A 16840-nucleotide genomic window follows, 5' to 3' on the forward strand; every position below is an offset into this window, starting at 1 on the left:
TATGACGTTGACGTTGCCGTCGAGCAGGTGCAGGGCTGCAAGCCCTGCCGACAACACCCCTCACCCCAGCGCGCGCGCCTTCAGTTCACCCTGCTCATGCAGGGTCACGAATCGACCCTTGTCATCGCGCCCCAGCTGCGCAAGCGCCACCTGCGGGTCGTGGGTGAAGAACAGATGCACGTTGCGCGCCAGCTTGTCCTCAAGGAACTGCCGCTTCTCGTCGATCAGCAGTTCGGCGTTGCGGTCGTAGCCCATGGTGATCGGTACATGCACCCATGAGCGGCCCGGGATCAGGTCGGCGCAGAACACCACGCCGCCATGCGCGCCCTCGCCCGCATGCGCATGGCCGACGATCTCAGCCAGCATCAGGCCCGGCGTGTGGCCGTCGCTGTAACTGAAGCGCACGCTGCGGCCGAGTGCCTTTGAATACTCGCCTTCCACCACTTCCAGGCGACCACTGGCCTGCAACAGGCCGGGCAGCTCGGGGATGAAACTGGCGCGGTCGCGCGGGTGCGGTTGCAGCGCACGCTGCCAGTGCTGCGCGCCGACCATGAAAGTCGCGTTGGGGAACAGCAGTTCCGGTTCACGCCCTTCGCTCCATGCCGCCAGCAGGCCGCCGGCGTGGTCGAAGTGCAGGTGGCTGAGCACCACCACATCGATATCCTCATGTTCGAAACCCGCCTCGCGCAGCGAATCGATCAGCACATGCTGGCTTTCCTGCACGCCGTAGCGCTCGCGCATGCGCGGATCGAAGAATGCACCGATGCCGGTTTCGAACAGCACCGTCTTGCCTTCCAGCGGGCTGGCAAGCAACGCACGACAGGCCAGCTCGATACGATTGAGCTCGTCCGGTGCCGCCCATTTTTCCCACAGCGCACGCGGTGCGTTGCCGAACATCGCACCGCCGTCCAGGCGCTGCGAGTTTCCACGAATCGACCATAGTTTCATAGGGCAATTATCGGCGGCACCCCGTTAAATAATCGCTAGAAAGGAAACAGAAAACCCCGCCGTGGCGGGGTTCTCAGGTTTGCGTCCGCCGGGCGTGGCCCGGCGCTATCGCCGCATCAGCGGGCCGGCACGACCTGGGCACTGCCCACCGGGTTGCGCGGGTCGCTGCCACCGAACAGTCGGTTCACCTTGCGGTCCCATTCCACGGTCTGCAGGTTACCCCAGACGTGGCTGGAACCGCGGCCACCGGCAGCAGTGTCGCCCGGCAGGTCGATCCTGTGGCCCATCGCCTGCAGCTGCTTCACCGTGGCCGCGTCGAACGCATCGTCCTCGGCTTCGATCAGGTCCGGCAACCACTGGTGGTGGTAACGCGGCAACGCAGCCACCTGCTGCGCATCCAGGCCGGCGTCGTAGCCGAGGATGCCCAGCAGCACCATGGTGATGATGCGACTGCCACCCGGGGTGCCCAGCACGATCACCTTGTCGTCGTTCTCCATGAAGGTCGGCGTCATCGAGCTGAGCATGCGCTTGCCCGGCTTCGGTGCATTGGCCGCGTAGCCCATTACGCCGAACGCATTGGGCGTGCCCGGCTTCAATGCGAAGTCGTCCATTTCGTTGTTCAGCAGCACGCCGGTGCCCCTGGGAATCAGACCCGAGCCGTACAGCAGATTGACGGTCTGGGTGGCGCCGACGCGGTTGCCGTCGCGGTCGATGATCGAGAAGTGCGTAGTCTCGTCGTCTTCCAGCGGCGTCGGGTTGCCCGACAGCAGGTCGCTGGGCGTGGCCTTCTCCGGGTGGATGGTGGCGCGCAGGCCCTGTGCGTAGTCCTTGCTGGTCAGTACCTTCTGCGGGATCTGCACGAAATCCGGATCGCCGAGGAAGAAGGTGCGGTCACGGTAGGCGCGACGCATCGACTCCACCACCAGATGGGTACGGTGCGCCGGATCCATCTGCCTGATGTCCCAGCCTTCCAGGATCTGCAGCATGCTGGCCAGCGCGATGCCACCGGACGACGGCGGCGGCGCGGTGGTGATCTTCCAGCCGTTGTAGTTGAAGACGATCGGCTCGCGCTGCTTCACCCGGTAGCCGGCCAGTTCCTCGGCCGTCCATTTGCCACCGGCCTGCTTCACGCCGGCCAGCAGCAGCTTGCCGGTCTGGCCCTTGTAGAAACCATCGAAGCCACCGGCCGCCAGGCGCTCCAGCGTCTGTGCCAGTTCCGGCTGCTTGAACAGGTCACCGGTAGCGACCGGCTTGCCGTTGCGCAGGTAGACCTCACGCGTGCCGGGATAACGCTCCATCACTTCGCGGCGCGAGGCATAGCCCTTGGCCATGCGGTCGTAGACCGGGAAGCCTTCGCGGGCGATGCGGATCGCCGGTTGCAGCGACGCCGACAGCGGCAACTTGCCGTGCTTGGCCGACAGTTCGACCAGCGCTGCGGGAAGGCCCGGAATGCCGGCCGACCAGGCACCGTTGACCGAGCGGTCGCGGTCCAGGTTGCCCTGCTTGTCGAGGAAGGCCTGCGGCGTGGCCGCCGCCGGTGCGGTCTCGCGCGCATCCAGCATCACGTCCTTGCCGGTGGCCGCGTCGTGCAGCAGGAAGAAGCCGCCGCCGCCCAGGCCGGAGCTGATCGGCTCGACCACCGCCAGCGTGGACGACACCGCCACCGCAGCATCGAAGGCGTTTCCGCCCTGCGCCAGGATGTCGATGCCGGCCTGGGTGGCCAGCGCGTGGCCGCTGGCAATGGCCGCGCCATCGGGGCGCTCGGCACGGGCCGGGCTGTCGGCCCAGGCCATCGGGCTCAACAGCAGGCCGAGCAGCAACAGGGGACGGACGATCAGCGTCTTCATTCGGATGGGGGCTCCGCGTAGAGTTCGGGGTGATCGTGCTGCAGCTGGCGCAGCTTGGCCAGCAGCTGGTCTTCGGTTTCCACGATCTCCGGGTCCGGATCGATGCACTCGACCGGGCAGACGACCACGCACTGCGGTTCGTCGAAATGGCCCACGCATTCGGTGCAGCGCGCAGGGTCGATCACGTAGATGGTTTCACCCATCGCAATGGCCTGGTTCGGGCAGGCCGGCTCGCATACGTCGCAGTTGACGCAGAGCTCGTTGATTTTCAGCGACATGGCGATACTCCTCGCCCGCGCCTTGGGACAAGGACCGGCCAGCGCGGGCGCGCGGGCCGGTCAGGTCATCAGCGGCGCCCTTGCGGAGCGCCGCCCGGGCCATGCCGGAGCATGGCCGCCATGGCTCGGTCTTACTTGGCTTCGACGAAAATGTACTCGGCACCGGTCGGCTGCACGGCAGCCTGCACGCGGGCGTTGTCGGCCGACTGGCCGATGAAGACGACGCGCACGCCCTTCATCGAATCCGGCGACACGTCCTTGAACACGGCCTGGATCATGTCAGCCATCTTGCCCGAGGCCGACGAACCGAAGGCCAGCATGTTGCCCGGCTGCACGCCACGGGCCACGGCCTGGGTCGCGCTCTCGGTCTGGCGCTCGTACTTGGCCTGGAAGTCCGGGTCCGATTCCGGCGAGAGGTAGTACAGGAACGGGCTGTTGGTGATGTTGCCCATGTTCTGGATCGCCACTTCCTGCAGGTACTTCTTCCAGCCTGCATCGTCGTCCTTGGACGGAGCGACCAGGGCCTGCTTGGCTTCGTCGACCGGAGCGGCCTCTTCCTTCTTGCAGGCGGTGAAGGCCAGGGCCAACGAAGCGATCAGCATCGCGCGCATGGTGGTGTTCATGGGTTTCCTCCCGGAATGGTGCGTGGTGTTGTACGTAATGGGGTGCAGGTACTGCGGACTTACTGCTGTGCCGCCTTCGCTTCGCGGACCTTGCGCAGGGCTTCGAGCACCGCGGCCGGCACGAAACCGGACACGTCGCCGCCCAGGCGCGCGATCTCGCGGACCAGCGAGGACGAAATGAAGCTGTGCTGTTCGGCCGGGGTCAGGAACAGGGTCTCGACCTCGGGGATCAGGTGGCGGTTCATGCTCGCCATCTGGAACTCGTACTCGAAGTCGGACACCGCGCGCAGGCCGCGCAGCAGCACCCCGCCCTGGACCGAACGTACGAAATGAGCCAGCAGCGTATCGAAGCCGATGACCTCGACGTTGCTGTGGTGCCCCAGCGCACCGCGAGCCAGCTGCACGCGCTGCTCCAGCGGCAGGGCCGGCCCCTTGGACGGGCTCTGCGCCACGCCGACCACGACCTTTTCAAACAGCGGTGCGGCCCGGCTGACCAGGTCGATATGACCATTGGTGATCGGATCGAACGTGCCGGGGTAGACGGCGATGCGGCGGTTGGCCACGGTCATGGGCGGTTGCAGATGTTCAGATGAGGTCAAAGTGTAGCAGTGGCGCGGCGGTACAGGGCAAAGCGCACCTCGCGGGTGCCGCCCTCGCGGTGCAGCAGCCAGTCCGCCGGCAGTACCGGCACGTGGCCGGCCGGCGATTCCAGGTACAGCCAGGCGTCGGCGGCCAGGTGCCGTGGCAGCTGGGCCAGCACGTCCTGCCACAGGCCATCGGCGAACGGGGGGTCGATGAACATCAGATCGGCCTGCTGCGCCGGCGCGCTTTGCAGCCAGCGCAGGGCATCGGCCTGGACCACGGCCACCTGGTCGGCCGCCTGCAGCTTGGCCACGGCGGCAGACAGATTGCGACCCAACTGCGCATCGCGCTCGACCAGGGTGGCATGGGCGGCGCCGCGCGAGACCGCTTCCAGGCCCAGCGCGCCGCTGCCGGCGAACAGATCCAGCACGCGCGCCCCACCCAGCTTGGGCATCAGCCAGTTGAACAGGGTCTCGCGCACGCGGTCGCTGCTGGGCCGCAGGCCTGGCAGGGTCGGCACCGGCAGGCGGGTGTTGCGCCAGCGCCCGCCGATGATGCGGACCTGGCCCTCATTGCCGCCACGGCCACTCATCGGCGCCTCCGGCGGAAGGTATTCGAGAATTTCAGCATGGAGGGGATTGTAGTCGTCCGGGCGGCGCCCGGAACCCGCAGAAGCCGAAGCAACAGCCGAAGCAACTTCATAAGCTTGATCCCTGTGGGTTGGCGGGGTGGGTCCGGTTGCGGGGGACGCTGCAAGTACGTCCATGTAAGCTCGGTCGCCGCATCCATGCGGCTCACGCCCCCTCAACCGGACCCACCCCGCCTTCGACAGTTTCCCGCGATCTGCAGTAGATCCACGCCATGCGTGGATGAACATCTGTCAGATATCGAAGGATTTGATGAGATCAGGAACCCGCCGTTGTCACCGTCACCGGGAACCTGTCAGAGGTGGGGCGGTGTGGGTTGGCAGGACCGTTGGCGCCATGGATGGCGCCATCGAGCCCCCATGGACGGGTTTACGGCGTGTCCTGCCAACCCACACCGCCCCGCCAACCCCTCAGATAACCCAGAGCCGGCTGTGGCTGTGGCTGTGGCTGTGGCTGTGGCTCTGGCCGTTGCCCTGGCCTCTGCAGGTGCAGGGCGCAGCCCTGCCCGACCAACCCCTTGATTTCGGGACAATCACCCCTACCCCTTGGCGAGGCCGCACGCGCTGGCGCGGCATTGCACATGGAGCCTTATCGATGACCGAGACCACCCAGACCGAAACCCTTGGCTTCCAGACCGAAGTCAAGCAGCTGCTGCAGCTGATGATCCACTCGCTGTACTCCAACAAGGAGATCTTCCTGCGCGAGCTGGTCTCCAATGCCGCCGACGCCGCTGACAAGCTGCGCTTCGAGGCCCTGACCCAGCCGGCCCTGCTGGAAGGCGACAGCGAGCTGCGCGTGCGCGTCAGCTTCGATCCCGCCGCCCACACCATCACCATCGAAGACAACGGCATCGGCATGAGCCGCGCCGAAGCCATCGCCCACCTCGGCACGATTGCCAAGTCCGGCACCGGCGATTTCCTGCGCCAGTTGTCCGGCGACCAGAAGAAGGATTCGCAGCTGATCGGCCAGTTCGGCGTCGGCTTCTACAGCGCCTTCATCGTTGCCGACGAAGTGGAAGTGACCTCGCGCCGCGCCGGCCTGGCTGCGGGCGAAGGCGTGCGCTGGACCTCGCGCGGCGAAGGTGACTTCGAAGTGGCCACCGTCGACAAGGCCGAGCGCGGCACCCGCATCGTGCTGCACCTGAAGGACGGCGAGCATGATTTCGCCGATGGCTGGCGCCTGCGCAGCATCCTCAAGAAGTACTCCGACCACATCGGCCTGCCGATCCAGATGCCGAAGGAAGGCGAAGAAGGCGCTGCCGTCGAGTGGGAGACCGTCAATCGCGCCAGCGCGCTGTGGACCCGCCCGCGCACCGAGATCAGCGACGCCGAGTACACCGAGTTCTACAAGCACGTGGCGCACGATCACAGCGATCCGCTGGCGTGGAGCCACAACAAGGTCGAAGGCAAGCTGGAATACACCTCGCTGCTGTACGTGCCGGGCCGCGCGCCGTTCGACCTGTACCACCGCGACGCGCCCAAGGGCCTGAAGCTGTACGTGCAGCGCGTGTTCGTGATGGACCAGGCCGAGCAGTTCCTGCCGCTGTACCTGCGTTTCATCAAGGGCGTGGTCGATTCCAACGACCTGTCGCTGAACGTGTCCCGCGAAATCCTGCAGTCCGGCCCGGTCATCGATTCGATGAAGGCGGCGCTGACCAAGCGCTCGCTGGACATGCTGGACAAGCTGGCCGCCGACAAGCCCGAGCAGTACGCCACGTTCTGGAAGGAATTCGGCCAGGTGCTGAAGGAAGGCCCGGCCGAGGACTACAACAACCGCGAGAAGGTGGCCGGCCTGCTGCGCTTCGCCTCCACCCGCGGCGACGGCGATGCGCAGAGCGTGTCGCTGGCCGATTACCTCGCGCGCATGGCCGAAGGCCAGGACAAGATCTATTACCTGACCGGCGAAAGCTACAGCCAGGTGCGCAACAGCCCGCACCTGGAAGTGTTCCGCAAGAAGGGCGTGGAAGTGCTGCTGCTGACCGATCGCATCGACGAGTGGCTGATGGGCTACCTGACCGATTTCGACGGCAAAGGCTTCGTCGACATCGCCCGTGGCGACCTCGACCTGGGTGCGCTGGAAAGCGAGGCCGACAAGCAGGAGCAGGAAGCGGCGGCGAAGGACAAGCAGGGCCTGGTCGAGCGCCTGAAGACGGTGCTGGGCGACGACGTGGCCGAAGTGCGCGTGTCGCACCGCCTGACCGATTCACCGGCGGTGCTGGCCATCGGCGAGCAGGACCTGGGCCTGCAGATGCGCCAGATCCTGGAAGCCAGCGGGCAGAAGGTGCCCGACAGCAAGCCGGTACTGGAGATCAACCCGGGCCATCCGCTGATCGCCAAACTGGATGCCGAGGCCGATGGCGCGCGCTTTGATGACCTGGGCCGGGTGCTGTTCGACCAGGCCGCGCTGGCCGCCGGTGACAGCCTGAAGGACCCGGGTGCCTATGTGGCGCGGCTGAACAAGCTGTTGCTGGAGCTGTCGGCCTGAACGAGACGGTGGTCGCCGGGCATGGCCCGGCGCCACCTTGGTAGATGCCAACCTTGGTTGGCGCAATAGAGGCGTGTCAACCAAGGTTGACACCTACCAGAACCCGTCAGTTCAGGCTTCCCGATCCAGCAGCGACCCCAGCAGCTGGTCCTGGCGGCGGATCACCGTGGCATTGGCGGCGAAGGTCACGACTTCGGCCTTGGCCGCCAGCAGATCACCCAGTGGCGCGCCCGGATCGGGGCCGGTGGTGGCCACCGCCGTCTCCACCCCGCCCTGAGCCACCGCACTGCGCTGCAGCTGCAAGCGCTCGGCTTCGGGGGTCGCCAGGTTGGCAACGTTGTGTGCAGCCACCTGCACGCCCTGCTGGGCCGCGCGCATCCCGCTCAGTGCAGTTCCCATCACGTTGTTCATGGCGGCCTCCGGGCTGCACGACGCAGCCCTCCGGACCGGTTAACGGCCAAAGGGACGCGACCTTGAGTCCACATCGGCCAGACAGCCCCGAGTGGTAGCATATCCCCCTGATTTCAGCGCCTTTTGCCAATGCTCAGTTTTTTCCGCCGCAAGAAGCCCCAGGATGCCCCCGCCACGGAGGCAGCCAAGACCCAGCACTACTCGGCTGAAGAGCTGGCGGCGGCGTTCCCGTCGGCCGTGCCCGCCAAGGACGCGCCCGCCGCATCGGTGGCCGAAGCCGTAGCACCTGCGCCTGCGCCTGCACCGGCCCCCGTACAGGTGCCCGTCGCCGAAGCGCCCGCCGTGCCGGCTGCGCCGCCGGTCATCGCGGCCGAAGACGTGCAGGCCGAAGCGCTCGCCGCGGCCGCTGTGCTGGCTCCGCTGGCCCCGGTCGTTCCGGCCGAGGAGCCGGTCGCCCCGGCCACCGACCTGCCGGCCCTGGTGGACGCCCCGCCCGCCGCCGCCGGCAAGCCCGGCTGGCGCGAACGCCTGCGCAACAGCGTCATCGCGCGCAGCTTCGGCGGCCTGTTTTCGCGCAATCCCAAGCTCGACGACGATCTGCTGGACGAGCTGGAAACCGCATTGATCACCGCCGACGTCGGCGTTGGCGCCACCACCGATCTGGTGGAAGGGCTGCGCAAGCGCATGAAGTCGCGCGAGTTCGCCGATGCCAACGCGCTGCTGGCCGCACTGCGCGCCGAATTGATCGCGATCCTGCAGCCGGTGGCCAAGCCGCTGCTGATCGACCGCAATGCCAAGCCGTTCGTGGTGCTCACCGTCGGCGTCAACGGCGTCGGCAAGACCACCACCATCGGCAAGCTGGCCAAGCGCTTCAAGGATGACGGCCACAGCCTGATGCTGGCCGCCGGCGATACCTTCCGTGCCGCTGCCGTAGCCCAGCTGCAGGCCTGGGGCGAGCGCAACGGCGTGGCCGTGGTCGCCCAGGGCCAGAACGCCGATGCCGCCTCGGTGGCATTCGACGCGCTGCAGGCCGGCAAGGCCCGTGGCACCTCGGTGCTGATTGCCGACACCGCCGGCCGCCTGCACACCCAGTCCGGCCTGATGAACGAGCTGGGCAAGATCCGCCGTGTACTCGGCAAGATCGACCCCACCGCGCCGCACGAGGTGCTGATGGTGATCGACGGCACCACCGGCCAGAACGCGCTGTCGCAGCTGCGCCAGTTCAATGCCGCGGTGAACGTGACCGGCCTGGTGGTGACCAAGCTGGACGGCACCGCCAAGGGCGGCGTGGTGTTTGCACTGGCCCGCGAGTTCGGCATTCCGATCCGTTTCGCCGGTATCGGCGAGCGTCCGGAAGACCTGCGCGTGTTCGATCCGGAAGCCTTCGTCGACGCCCTGCTGCCTGAAGCACTGGGCGGCTGATACACCGTGCAGCCACCGCACTCTGGTGCAGCCACCGATGGGGTGGCTCTACCAGGGTGAACCCACCGGTGGCTGCCTCTCTGGAACACGAGATGCCCCGCCAGCCGCACGCCAGCGCCGGAACCCCGCAGACCGACGGCTTCGTCGCCCACCTGCTGCACTGGTTCGACGGCCACGGCCGCCACGACCTGCCCTGGCAGCACCCGCGCAGCCCCTACCGGGTCTGGCTGTCGGAGATCATGCTGCAGCAGACCCAGGTGGCCACGGTCATCCCGTATTTCCAGCGGTTCCTGCAGCACTTCCCGACCCTGCCCGACCTCGCCGCCGCCAGCAATGATGCGGTGATGGCGCAGTGGGCCGGGCTTGGCTACTACGCCCGAGCGCGCAATCTGCACGCGGCGGCCCAGCGCTGCGTGGAGCTGCATGCCGGCGATCTGCCGCGTGATTTCGACGCGCTGCATGCCCTGCCCGGCATCGGCCGCAGCACTGCCGGGGCGATCCTCAGCCAGGCCTGGAACGACCCGTTCGCGATCCTCGACGGCAACGTCAAGCGCGTGCTCAGCCGCTACCACGGCATCGACGGCTTCCCCGGCCTGCCGACCATCGAGAAGCAGCTGTGGGCTCTCGCCGAGGCGCACGCGACGCACGTACCGGCTGGGCGCATGGCCGATTACACCCAGGCGCAGATGGACCTGGGCGCGACGGTGTGCAGCCGCGCCAGGCCGGCCTGCGTGATCTGCCCGTTGCAGGACGACTGCGTGGCACGCCGCGAAGGCCGCACCGCCGATCTGCCCACACCCAAGCCGGGCAAGACCCTGCCCGAACGCGAAGCGGTGGCCCTGCTGCTGCGCGACACCCAGCAGCGCGTGCTGCTGCAGAAGCGTCCGGACACCGGCATCTGGGCGCAGCTGTGGACGCTGCCGCAGGCCGAGGCCGGCAGCGATCTGCAGGACTGGTTCGACACGCATGTCGACGGATCGCTGGAAGACGCCGAAGAGCTGCCGGTGCTGCAGCACACCTTCAGCCACTACAAGCTGCACCTGCAGGTATTGTCGCGGCAGGTGCACGGTCTGCGCGTGGAAGAACCCACGCTGCGCTGGGTCGCCGCCGACGAGCTGCCGGCGCTGGGCCTGCCGGCGCCGATCCGAAAGCTGCTCGATGGCGCCAGCGTCAAGGCGCCGAAAAGAACGTCCAAGAAATCCCGCAACCACGAGTGAACGCCATGTCCCGAACCGTCTTCTGCCAGTACGAACAACGCGATGTCGAGGGCCTGGATTTCGTGCCCTATCCGGGCGAGCTGGGCCAGCGCATCTTCAACAACATCGGCAAGCAGGCCTGGGCGGCATGGCTGGCGCATCAGACCATGCTGATCAACGAGAATCGGCTGTCGCCGCGCACGCCCCAGCACCGCGCGTTCCTTGAAGGCGAACTGGTCAAGTTCCTGTTCGAAAAGGACGCCGAAAAGCCCGCCGGCTTCACCCCGGAAGCCTGACGGCAAAAAGGGGACGGAGGGGATTAAGTCGTTAGTGGCACAAACGACTTAATCCCCTCCGTCCCCTTTTTGATCAATTGGCCGGGGTGGTCTCCGCCTCGCGCTCCTGCACCTGCGCCTGGCGCAGCTCCTGTTCGGAGGTACGCAGTGCCTTCACGTCCAGCTTGCGGATGCTGTTGATGAAGCACGGCATGCGCGGGCCGCCGGTCGGGTCGCGCACCAGCACCTTGTCGAAGCGTGACGAGACCCGCCCCATGCTGCTGGTCAGGCCGATGGCGGTGGCGTAGGACAGGTCCGGGCACGGGCCACTCAGTTCCAGAAGGTAGGCCTCGCTGGGGCGGGTCCACACTGCCAGCGCACTGTCACCCAGCTCGGTCCAGCCATTGAGGCTGCCGAAGAACTGCATGTCGTTCTGCGGTGCGCCAGCATGGGCGCGGTACAGGTCGAGCTTTTCGGCGCTGCTGAGGCGGCCGGTGGTCGCGCAGGCGGCCAGGGCCAGGCAGAGGCCTGCCAGCAGAAGCGGGGTCTTCATGGCGATCTCCTCGGGGAACTGTCGCCATCATGCGCCCGACCGGGCAACGCCGGCGCGACGGCCGGCGGCCCCATTCAGCCGCTGGTCGGCGGCTCCTGGCCGGACCACGGTAGACGCCAACCTTGGTTGGCGCTTGTCCTGCAAGATCAGCCGACCAAGGTCAGCCTCTACCAGAGCGGGCCCTGCCCTTATACGTCGGCGTGGGCCAGTGCGTGCAGGCGCCCTTCGCGCAGTTCCAGCACCCGGTCCAGGCGACGTGCCAGGCTGCGGTCGTGGGTCACCAGCACCAGGCTGGTGTGGCGGGCGCGATTGAGTTCCAGCATCAGGTCGAACACGGTGCCGGCGGTGCGGTCATCCAGGTTGCCGGTCGGCTCGTCGCCGAGCACACAGGCCGGATGGTTGACCAGCGCGCGGGCCACGGCCGCACGCTGGCGCTCGCCACCGGACAGCTCGCCCGGCTTGTGATCCAGGCGATGGCCGAGTCCGACCGCTTCCAGCAGCGCCGTGGCCCGGCTGCTCGCTTCGGCCACGGCGGTTCCGGCCAGCAGCACCGGCATCATCACGTTTTCCAGCGCGGTGAACTCCGGCAGCAGGTGATGGAACTGGTAGACGAAGCCGAGGGCCTGGTTGCGCAGCAGGCCGCGCGCGGTGTCCGACAGCGCCGACATGCGCTGGCCGGTCACGTAGACCTCGCCAGCGGTCGGAATATCCAACCCGCCCAGCAGGTGCAGCAGCGTGCTCTTGCCGGCACCAGAGGCACCAATGATCGCCACGGTTTCGCCCGCGGTCACGGTCAGGTCCAGGCCATCGAACACCGGGGTCTGCATGCGCCCTTCGGCATAGGTCTTGCCCAGTGCTTCGGCGCGGATCACTTCATCGCCGCGATTGAAGACCTTATTCATAACGCAGGGCCTCCGCCGGCTGGGTGCGTGCTGCCCGCCAGGCGGGATACAGGGTGGCCAGGAAGCTCATCAGCAGCGCGACCACGGTGATCGCCACCACGTCGCCGGTCTGCATGTCGGTCGGCAGGCCGGTGATGTAGTACACGTCCTCCGGCATCAGCTTGACGTTGAACACGCTCTCGATGGCGCCGAGAATGCGCTCCAGGTTGAGGGTCAGGGTGATGCCACCGATCAGGCCGGCCAGCGTGCCGAAGATGCCGATCAGCGAGCCCTGCACCATGAACACCTGCATCACCCCGCCCGGGGTCAGGCCGAGGGTGCGCAGGATGGCGATGTCGGCCTGCTTGTCAGTCACCAGCATCACCTGCGAGGACACCAGGTTGAAGGCGCCCATGGCGATGATCAGCGACAGCAGGATACCCATCACCACCTTTTCCATGCGCAGCGAGTGGTAGAGGTTGGCGTTCTGCTGGGTCCAGTCACTGACCCGGTAAGCACCGCCGAGGCTCTGCGCCAGGTCCACGCCCACTTCCAGCGAGCGGTCCATGTCGTGCAGCTTCAGGCGCACGCCGGTGGCACCGTCGCTGCGCAGCACGCGCTCCAGGTCCTGCATGTTGGCAAAGCCGACGCCACGATCGACCTCGTTGTAGCCGGCCTCGAAGATGCCGCTGACGGTGAAGCGTTTCATTCGCGGCACCGCTCCGGCAGGCGTGCCCTGCACTTCGGCGAAGGTCACCAGCACCTGATCACCGACGTCCACGCCGAGCCAGATCGCCAGTTCCTTGCCCAGCAGCAGGTTGAAGCTGCCCGGCTTGAGGCTGTCATAACTGCCCTTGGTGACCTTCTGGTCGATCACCGAGACCTTCGGCTCCAGCGCCGGATCGATGCCCTGGATGATCGCACCCTGCACGCGCGGGCCGCTGATCATCGACTGGATCTCGATGTACGGCGCGGCACCGGCCACGCGCGGGTCCTTGCCGGCAATGTCGACCACGCGCATCCAGTCCGGCATGGGCTCGCCGTCACGGCTGATGGTGGTGTGGGCGGTCATCTGCAGCAGACGGCTGCGGATTTCCTTCTGGAAACCGCTCATCACTGCCAGGGTGGTGATCAGCACCGTGACGCCGAGCGCGATGCCCAGGATCGATGCCATCGAGATGAAGGAGATGAAGCCGTTGCGGCGCTTGGCGCGCAGGTAGCGCAGGCCGATGGCCACGGGTATGGGTTTGAACATGCAGGCACGCCGGTCAATTCAGCTTATGGTGCCATTGACCGGGGCCGACGGGAAACGCTGCGTGCGGCCACGGCCAGTCGCAGTTCACGTCGCTGCCCGGAATCGAGCACATCAGGCCAGAACAACAGGCGACGCCGCCGCCGGTCCTCACGCCACAGCAACAGCAACCAGGGGCCGCGCACCACCAGGCGGGGGGCATCGATGTCCTGCCCCGCCACCTGCAGCGGATCGGGCAGCGCCGGCAGAAGAACCCGTGCACGCGGTCGGCGCAGGCGCCAGGCCAGTTCGGCCAGGCCGATTGCCCAGGCCAGCAGCACGGCGGGCGTCAGCAGCCGCGGCGGTAGATCCGACGCATGCAGCAGCCAAGGTGTGGCCAGCAACACCGACAGCTGGGCCACAGCCTGCAGCCGCGAAGGGCGCCACTCAAGGCTTGAGGGCGAGGATCTTCTGCATGAGGGGGATGGCGTGCGCATGCGGACAGGCCTCATAGCCCATGAACCAGCGCCACAACTTATCGTCCTCGCAATCGAGCAGGAACAGGAAAACCTCGCGCTCTTCGGTCGGCGCAGTGCTCCATTCCTTATCCAGGTAGCGCCCGAACAGCTGGTCCAGTTCGCGCATGCCGCGGCGGCAGCGCCAGCGCAGCTTCTTCAGCAGAACGTCTTCTTCCATCGTGTTTCTCCAGATACAGCAAAGCCACGCATGGCGTGGCTCTGCTGGGAGGTGCAGCCACGCATGGCGCGGCTCTACCAGGTACAGCCGGGCCTTATCAGGCGCGGCGTTCCATCATCAGCTTCTTGATCTCGGCGATCGCCAACGCCGGGTTCAGGCCCTTCGGGCAGGTCCGGGCGCAGTTCATGATGGTGTGGCAGCGGTACAGCTTGAACGGATCTTCCAGATCATCCAGGCGCGCACCGGTGTCCTCATCGCGCGAGTCGATGATCCAGCGGTAGGCCTGCAGCAGGATCGCCGGGCCCAGGTAACGCTCGCCGTTCCACCAGTAGCTCGGGCAGCTGGTCGAGCAGCAGGCGCACAGGATGCACTCGTACAGGCCGTCCAGCTTCTTGCGGTCTTCCGGCGACTGCAGGCGCTCACGGTCCGGCGGCGCCGGGGTCTGGGTTCGGATCCACGGTTTGATCGAGGCGTACTGCGCGTAGAAGTGGGTCAGGTCCGGAACCAGATCCTTGACCACGTTCATGTGCGGCAGCGGGTAGATCGGCACTTCCTTCTTGCCGCAGTCCGAGATGGCTCGGGTGCAGGCCAGGGTGTTGGTGCCGTCAATGTTCATCGCGCACGAACCGCAGATGCCTTCGCGGCAGGAGCGGCGGAAGGTCAGGGTCGGGTCGATCTCGTTCTTGATCTTGATCAGGGCGTCCAGGACCATCGGGCCACAGGCGTCCAGATCGACTTCATAGGTATCGGTGCGCGGGTTGCTGTCGTCGTCCGGACTCCAGCGGTAGATCTTGAAGGTGCGCACATTCTTGCCGCCGTTCTTGACGGGGAAGTGCTTGCCCTTCGTGATCTTGGAATTCTTGGGGAGTGAAAACTCGGCCATGGCTGCTCTCGTTGGCTCAGGCGGCCCGCGCCCTTGGGCGCGGATTGCATGGTAGGCGGGGTCGGATCAGTACACGCGCGGCTTCGGCGGCACCACGGACACGTCGTCGGTCAACGTGTACATGTGCACCGGACGGTAGTCGAAGCTGCACTTGCCCTTCTCGTCGACGCTTACCAGGGTGTGCTTCTGCCAGTTGACGTCGTCGCGGTCCGGATAGTCCTCGTGCGCATGCGCGCCGCGGCTTTCCTTGCGCTGTTCGGCCGAGTTGATCGTCGCCACCGCGTTGAGCAGCAGGTTGTTCAGCTCGTAGGTCTCGATCAGGTCCGAGTTCCAGACCAGCGAACGGTCGGAGACCTTCACGTCCTGGAACGAGTCGAAGATCTTGTCCATCTTCTCGCAGCCTTCCTTCAGCGTCTGGCTGGTGCGGAAGACCGCCGCGTCGGCCTGCATGGTGCGCTGCATGCGATCGCGGATGACCGAGGTCGGGGTATCGCCGTTGGCGTGGCGCAGCTTGTCCAGCAGGCCCAGCGCCTTGTCGCAGGCATCGGCCGGCAGCGGCTTGTGCGATGCGCCCGGCTTGATGGTCTCGGCGCAGCGGTTGGCCACCGCACGACCGAACACCACCAGGTCCAGCAGCGAGTTCGAGCCCAGGCGGTTGGCGCCGTGCACGGACACGCAGGCCGCTTCGCCGATGGCGTACAGGCCCGGCACGACCGCATCGGGGTTGTCGCCGACCTTGCGCACCACTTCACCGTGGTAGTTGGTCGGGATGCCGCCCATGTTGTAGTGCACGGTCGGAATGACCGGGATCGGCTGCTTGTGCACGTCGACGCCGGCGAAGATGCGCGCGCTCTCGGCGATGCCCGGCAGCTTGTCGTCGATCACGCCCGGGCCGAGGTGGGTCAGGTCGAGCAGGATGTGGTCCTTGTGCTCGCCGACGCCGCGGCCTTCGCGGATCTCGATGGTCATCGAACGGCTGACCACGTCGCGCGAGGCCAGGTCCTTGTAGTGCGGTGCGTAGCGCTCCATGAAGCGCTCGCCGCTGCTGTTGCGCAGGATGCCGCCTTCACCGCGGACACCCTCGGTGATCAGGCAGCCGGCACCATAGATGCCGGTCGGGTGGAACTGCACGAACTCCATGTCCTGCATGGCGATGCCGGCACGCATGGCCAGGCCGCCACCGTCGCCGGTGCAGGTGTGCGCCGAGGTGGCGCTGAAGTAGGCACGGCCGTAGCCGCCGGTGGCCAGCACCACGCCCTGGGCGCGGAACAGGTGCAGCGTGCCATCGGACATGTCCAGGGCCAGCACGCCGCGGCAGGCGCCTTCGTCGTCGAAGATAAGGTCGAGGGCGAAGTACTCGATCATGAAGCGCGCATCGTGCTTCAGCGACTGCTGGTACAGGGTGTGCAGCATCGCGTGGCCGGTACGGTCGGCCGCCGCGCAGGTACGCTGCGCCGCCGGGCCCTCGCCGTACTTGGTGGTCATGCCACCGAACGGACGCTGGTAGATCTTGCCTTCGGCGGTGCGCGAGAACGGCACACCGTAGTGTTCAAGCTCGATGATGGCCGGGATGGCCTCACGGCACATGTATTCAATGGCGTCCTGGTCGCCCAGCCAGTCCGACCCCTTGATGGTGTCGAAGAAGTGGTAGCGCCAGTCGTCCTCGCCCATGTTGGCGAGTGCGGCCGAGATACCGCCCTGGGCGGCAACGGTATGCGAACGGGTCGGGAAGACCTTGGTCAGGCACACGGTCTGCAGGCCCTTGGCGGCCAGGCCGAACGTGGCGCGCAGGCCGGCGCCGCCGGCGCCGACCACGACCATGTCGTACTTGTGTTCGGTAATCTTGTAAGCGGACATCTAGTCTGGATTCCTGTCTTGGCGCC

General features: G+C 66.7%; 18 protein-coding genes. 4 read left to right on the top strand and 14 right to left on the bottom strand.

Going from position 1 to position 16840, the window contains the following annotated elements; translation table 11 throughout:
• Nucleotides 1-60 precede the first annotated feature (60 nt).
• The 6 genes from LZ605_RS07475 to rsmD all read right to left on the bottom strand — a co-directional run bounded on the left by LZ605_RS07475 (nucleotide 61) and on the right by rsmD (nucleotide 4870).
• Complete coding sequence (locus LZ605_RS07475) at nucleotides 61-948, bottom strand: MBL fold metallo-hydrolase (RefSeq protein ID WP_249844328.1); 888 nt, start codon at nucleotides 946-948, stop codon at nucleotides 61-63.
• Between the two features lie 116 nt (nucleotides 949-1064).
• Entirely contained in the window at nucleotides 1065-2795 is a 1731-nt protein-coding gene (gene ggt / locus LZ605_RS07480; protein WP_249844329.1) for a gamma-glutamyltransferase, read from the bottom strand.
• The gene (locus LZ605_RS07485; protein WP_004153175.1) at nucleotides 2792-3073 is read right to left on the bottom strand and encodes a YfhL family 4Fe-4S dicluster ferredoxin; all 282 of its coding nucleotides are present in this window, start codon (nucleotides 3071-3073) and stop codon (nucleotides 2792-2794) included. Before LZ605_RS07485 ends, ggt begins: the two co-directional genes overlap by 4 nt.
• 131 nt (nucleotides 3074-3204) lie before the next feature.
• The gene (locus tag LZ605_RS07490) at nucleotides 3205-3696 is read right to left on the bottom strand and encodes a hypothetical protein (protein WP_107232764.1); all 492 of its coding nucleotides are present in this window, start codon (nucleotides 3694-3696) and stop codon (nucleotides 3205-3207) included.
• A 59-nt stretch (nucleotides 3697-3755) separates the two neighbouring features.
• Entirely contained in the window at nucleotides 3756-4265 is a 510-nt protein-coding gene (coaD, locus tag LZ605_RS07495; RefSeq protein ID WP_107232765.1) for a pantetheine-phosphate adenylyltransferase, read from the bottom strand.
• Between the two features lie 26 nt (nucleotides 4266-4291).
• On the bottom strand, nucleotides 4292-4870 hold the full coding sequence (rsmD, locus tag LZ605_RS07500) for a 16S rRNA (guanine(966)-N(2))-methyltransferase RsmD (RefSeq protein ID WP_249844330.1): 579 nt from the start codon (nucleotides 4868-4870) through the stop codon (nucleotides 4292-4294).
• A 649-nt stretch (nucleotides 4871-5519) separates the two neighbouring features.
• Between rsmD and htpG the strand changes: the two genes are divergently transcribed.
• On the top strand, nucleotides 5520-7409 hold the full coding sequence (htpG, locus tag LZ605_RS07505; protein ID WP_249844331.1) for a molecular chaperone HtpG: 1890 nt from the start codon (nucleotides 5520-5522) through the stop codon (nucleotides 7407-7409).
• A 111-nt stretch (nucleotides 7410-7520) separates the two neighbouring features.
• Here htpG and LZ605_RS07510 read toward each other — a convergent pair whose 3' ends face one another.
• The gene (locus tag LZ605_RS07510) at nucleotides 7521-7820 is read right to left on the bottom strand and encodes a hypothetical protein (protein ID WP_249844332.1); all 300 of its coding nucleotides are present in this window, start codon (nucleotides 7818-7820) and stop codon (nucleotides 7521-7523) included.
• Between the two features lie 129 nt (nucleotides 7821-7949).
• Here LZ605_RS07510 and ftsY point away from each other — a divergent pair, with 129 nt between their 5' ends.
• From ftsY to LZ605_RS07525, 3 genes are all read left to right on the top strand, one after another.
• Complete coding sequence (ftsY, locus tag LZ605_RS07515) at nucleotides 7950-9242, top strand: signal recognition particle-docking protein FtsY (protein ID WP_249844333.1); 1293 nt, start codon at nucleotides 7950-7952, stop codon at nucleotides 9240-9242.
• A 92-nt stretch (nucleotides 9243-9334) separates the two neighbouring features.
• Nucleotides 9335-10459, top strand: coding sequence for an A/G-specific adenine glycosylase (gene mutY, locus LZ605_RS07520; RefSeq protein WP_249844334.1), 1125 nt, complete (start codon nucleotides 9335-9337; stop codon nucleotides 10457-10459).
• A gap of 5 nt (nucleotides 10460-10464) precedes the next feature.
• Nucleotides 10465-10734: an oxidative damage protection protein gene (locus LZ605_RS07525; RefSeq protein WP_249844335.1), complete on the top strand. Its 270-nt coding sequence runs from the start codon at nucleotides 10465-10467 to the stop codon at nucleotides 10732-10734.
• A gap of 73 nt (nucleotides 10735-10807) precedes the next feature.
• On the opposite strand, the gene LZ605_RS07530 is transcribed toward LZ605_RS07525, so the two are convergent.
• From LZ605_RS07530 to sdhA, 7 genes are all read right to left on the bottom strand, one after another.
• Nucleotides 10808-11266 (bottom strand): DUF6491 family protein, encoded by a 459-nt coding sequence (locus LZ605_RS07530; RefSeq protein ID WP_249844336.1) that lies wholly within the window; start codon nucleotides 11264-11266, stop codon nucleotides 10808-10810.
• A 188-nt stretch (nucleotides 11267-11454) separates the two neighbouring features.
• Nucleotides 11455-12168: a lipoprotein-releasing ABC transporter ATP-binding protein LolD gene (lolD, locus tag LZ605_RS07535; protein WP_249844337.1), complete on the bottom strand. Its 714-nt coding sequence runs from the start codon at nucleotides 12166-12168 to the stop codon at nucleotides 11455-11457.
• A complete protein-coding gene (locus LZ605_RS07540; protein WP_249844338.1) occupies nucleotides 12161-13402 on the bottom strand; it encodes a lipoprotein-releasing ABC transporter permease subunit in 1242 nt (413 codons plus the stop codon). Before LZ605_RS07540 ends, lolD begins: the two co-directional genes overlap by 8 nt.
• 23 nt (nucleotides 13403-13425) lie before the next feature.
• Complete coding sequence (locus LZ605_RS07545) at nucleotides 13426-13875, bottom strand: hypothetical protein (RefSeq protein WP_306803886.1); 450 nt, start codon at nucleotides 13873-13875, stop codon at nucleotides 13426-13428.
• A complete protein-coding gene (locus tag LZ605_RS07550; RefSeq protein ID WP_249844340.1) occupies nucleotides 13826-14074 on the bottom strand; it encodes a succinate dehydrogenase assembly factor 2 in 249 nt (82 codons plus the stop codon). Before LZ605_RS07550 ends, LZ605_RS07545 begins: the two co-directional genes overlap by 50 nt.
• Nucleotides 14075-14171: 97 nt before the next feature.
• Entirely contained in the window at nucleotides 14172-14957 is a 786-nt protein-coding gene (locus tag LZ605_RS07555; protein WP_005409079.1) for a succinate dehydrogenase iron-sulfur subunit, read from the bottom strand.
• A gap of 66 nt (nucleotides 14958-15023) precedes the next feature.
• Nucleotides 15024-16814 (bottom strand): succinate dehydrogenase flavoprotein subunit, encoded by a 1791-nt coding sequence (sdhA, locus tag LZ605_RS07560; RefSeq protein WP_249844341.1) that lies wholly within the window; start codon nucleotides 16812-16814, stop codon nucleotides 15024-15026.
• Nucleotides 16815-16840: the final 26 nt, after the last annotated feature.

Source organism: Stenotrophomonas maltophilia (genome assembly GCF_023518235.1).
Taxonomy (GTDB): Bacteria; Pseudomonadota; Gammaproteobacteria; order Xanthomonadales; family Xanthomonadaceae; genus Stenotrophomonas.

What these genes read in the sequence shown, in the direction of transcription:
- sdhA (WP_249844341.1), bottom strand. Translation starts at nt 16,814, where the DNA reads ATGTCCGCTTACAAGATTACCGAACACAAGTACGACATGGTCGTGGTC.
- LZ605_RS07555 (WP_005409079.1), bottom strand. Translation starts at nt 14,957, where the DNA reads ATGGCCGAGTTTTCACTCCCCAAGAATTCCAAGATCACGAAGGGCAAG.
- mutY (WP_249844334.1), top strand. Translation starts at nt 9,335, where the DNA reads ATGCCCCGCCAGCCGCACGCCAGCGCCGGAACCCCGCAGACCGACGGC.
- lolD (WP_249844337.1), bottom strand. Translation starts at nt 12,168, where the DNA reads ATGAATAAGGTCTTCAATCGCGGCGATGAAGTGATCCGCGCCGAAGCA.
- coaD (WP_107232765.1), bottom strand. Translation starts at nt 4,265, where the DNA reads ATGACCGTGGCCAACCGCCGCATCGCCGTCTACCCCGGCACGTTCGAT.
- LZ605_RS07475 (WP_249844328.1), bottom strand. Translation starts at nt 948, where the DNA reads ATGAAACTATGGTCGATTCGTGGAAACTCGCAGCGCCTGGACGGCGGT.
- LZ605_RS07540 (WP_249844338.1), bottom strand. Translation starts at nt 13,402, where the DNA reads ATGTTCAAACCCATACCCGTGGCCATCGGCCTGCGCTACCTGCGCGCC.
- LZ605_RS07510 (WP_249844332.1), bottom strand. Translation starts at nt 7,820, where the DNA reads ATGAACAACGTGATGGGAACTGCACTGAGCGGGATGCGCGCGGCCCAG.
- LZ605_RS07545 (WP_306803886.1), bottom strand. Translation starts at nt 13,875, where the DNA reads ATGCGCACGCCATCCCCCTCATGCAGAAGATCCTCGCCCTCAAGCCTT.
- ftsY (WP_249844333.1), top strand. Translation starts at nt 7,950, where the DNA reads ATGCTCAGTTTTTTCCGCCGCAAGAAGCCCCAGGATGCCCCCGCCACG.
- LZ605_RS07490 (WP_107232764.1), bottom strand. Translation starts at nt 3,696, where the DNA reads ATGAACACCACCATGCGCGCGATGCTGATCGCTTCGTTGGCCCTGGCC.
- LZ605_RS07550 (WP_249844340.1), bottom strand. Translation starts at nt 14,074, where the DNA reads ATGGAAGAAGACGTTCTGCTGAAGAAGCTGCGCTGGCGCTGCCGCCGC.
- LZ605_RS07485 (WP_004153175.1), bottom strand. Translation starts at nt 3,073, where the DNA reads ATGTCGCTGAAAATCAACGAGCTCTGCGTCAACTGCGACGTATGCGAG.
- ggt (WP_249844329.1), bottom strand. Translation starts at nt 2,795, where the DNA reads ATGAAGACGCTGATCGTCCGTCCCCTGTTGCTGCTCGGCCTGCTGTTG.
- LZ605_RS07530 (WP_249844336.1), bottom strand. Translation starts at nt 11,266, where the DNA reads ATGAAGACCCCGCTTCTGCTGGCAGGCCTCTGCCTGGCCCTGGCCGCC.
- LZ605_RS07525 (WP_249844335.1), top strand. Translation starts at nt 10,465, where the DNA reads ATGTCCCGAACCGTCTTCTGCCAGTACGAACAACGCGATGTCGAGGGC.
- htpG (WP_249844331.1), top strand. Translation starts at nt 5,520, where the DNA reads ATGACCGAGACCACCCAGACCGAAACCCTTGGCTTCCAGACCGAAGTC.
- rsmD (WP_249844330.1), bottom strand. Translation starts at nt 4,870, where the DNA reads ATGAGTGGCCGTGGCGGCAATGAGGGCCAGGTCCGCATCATCGGCGGG.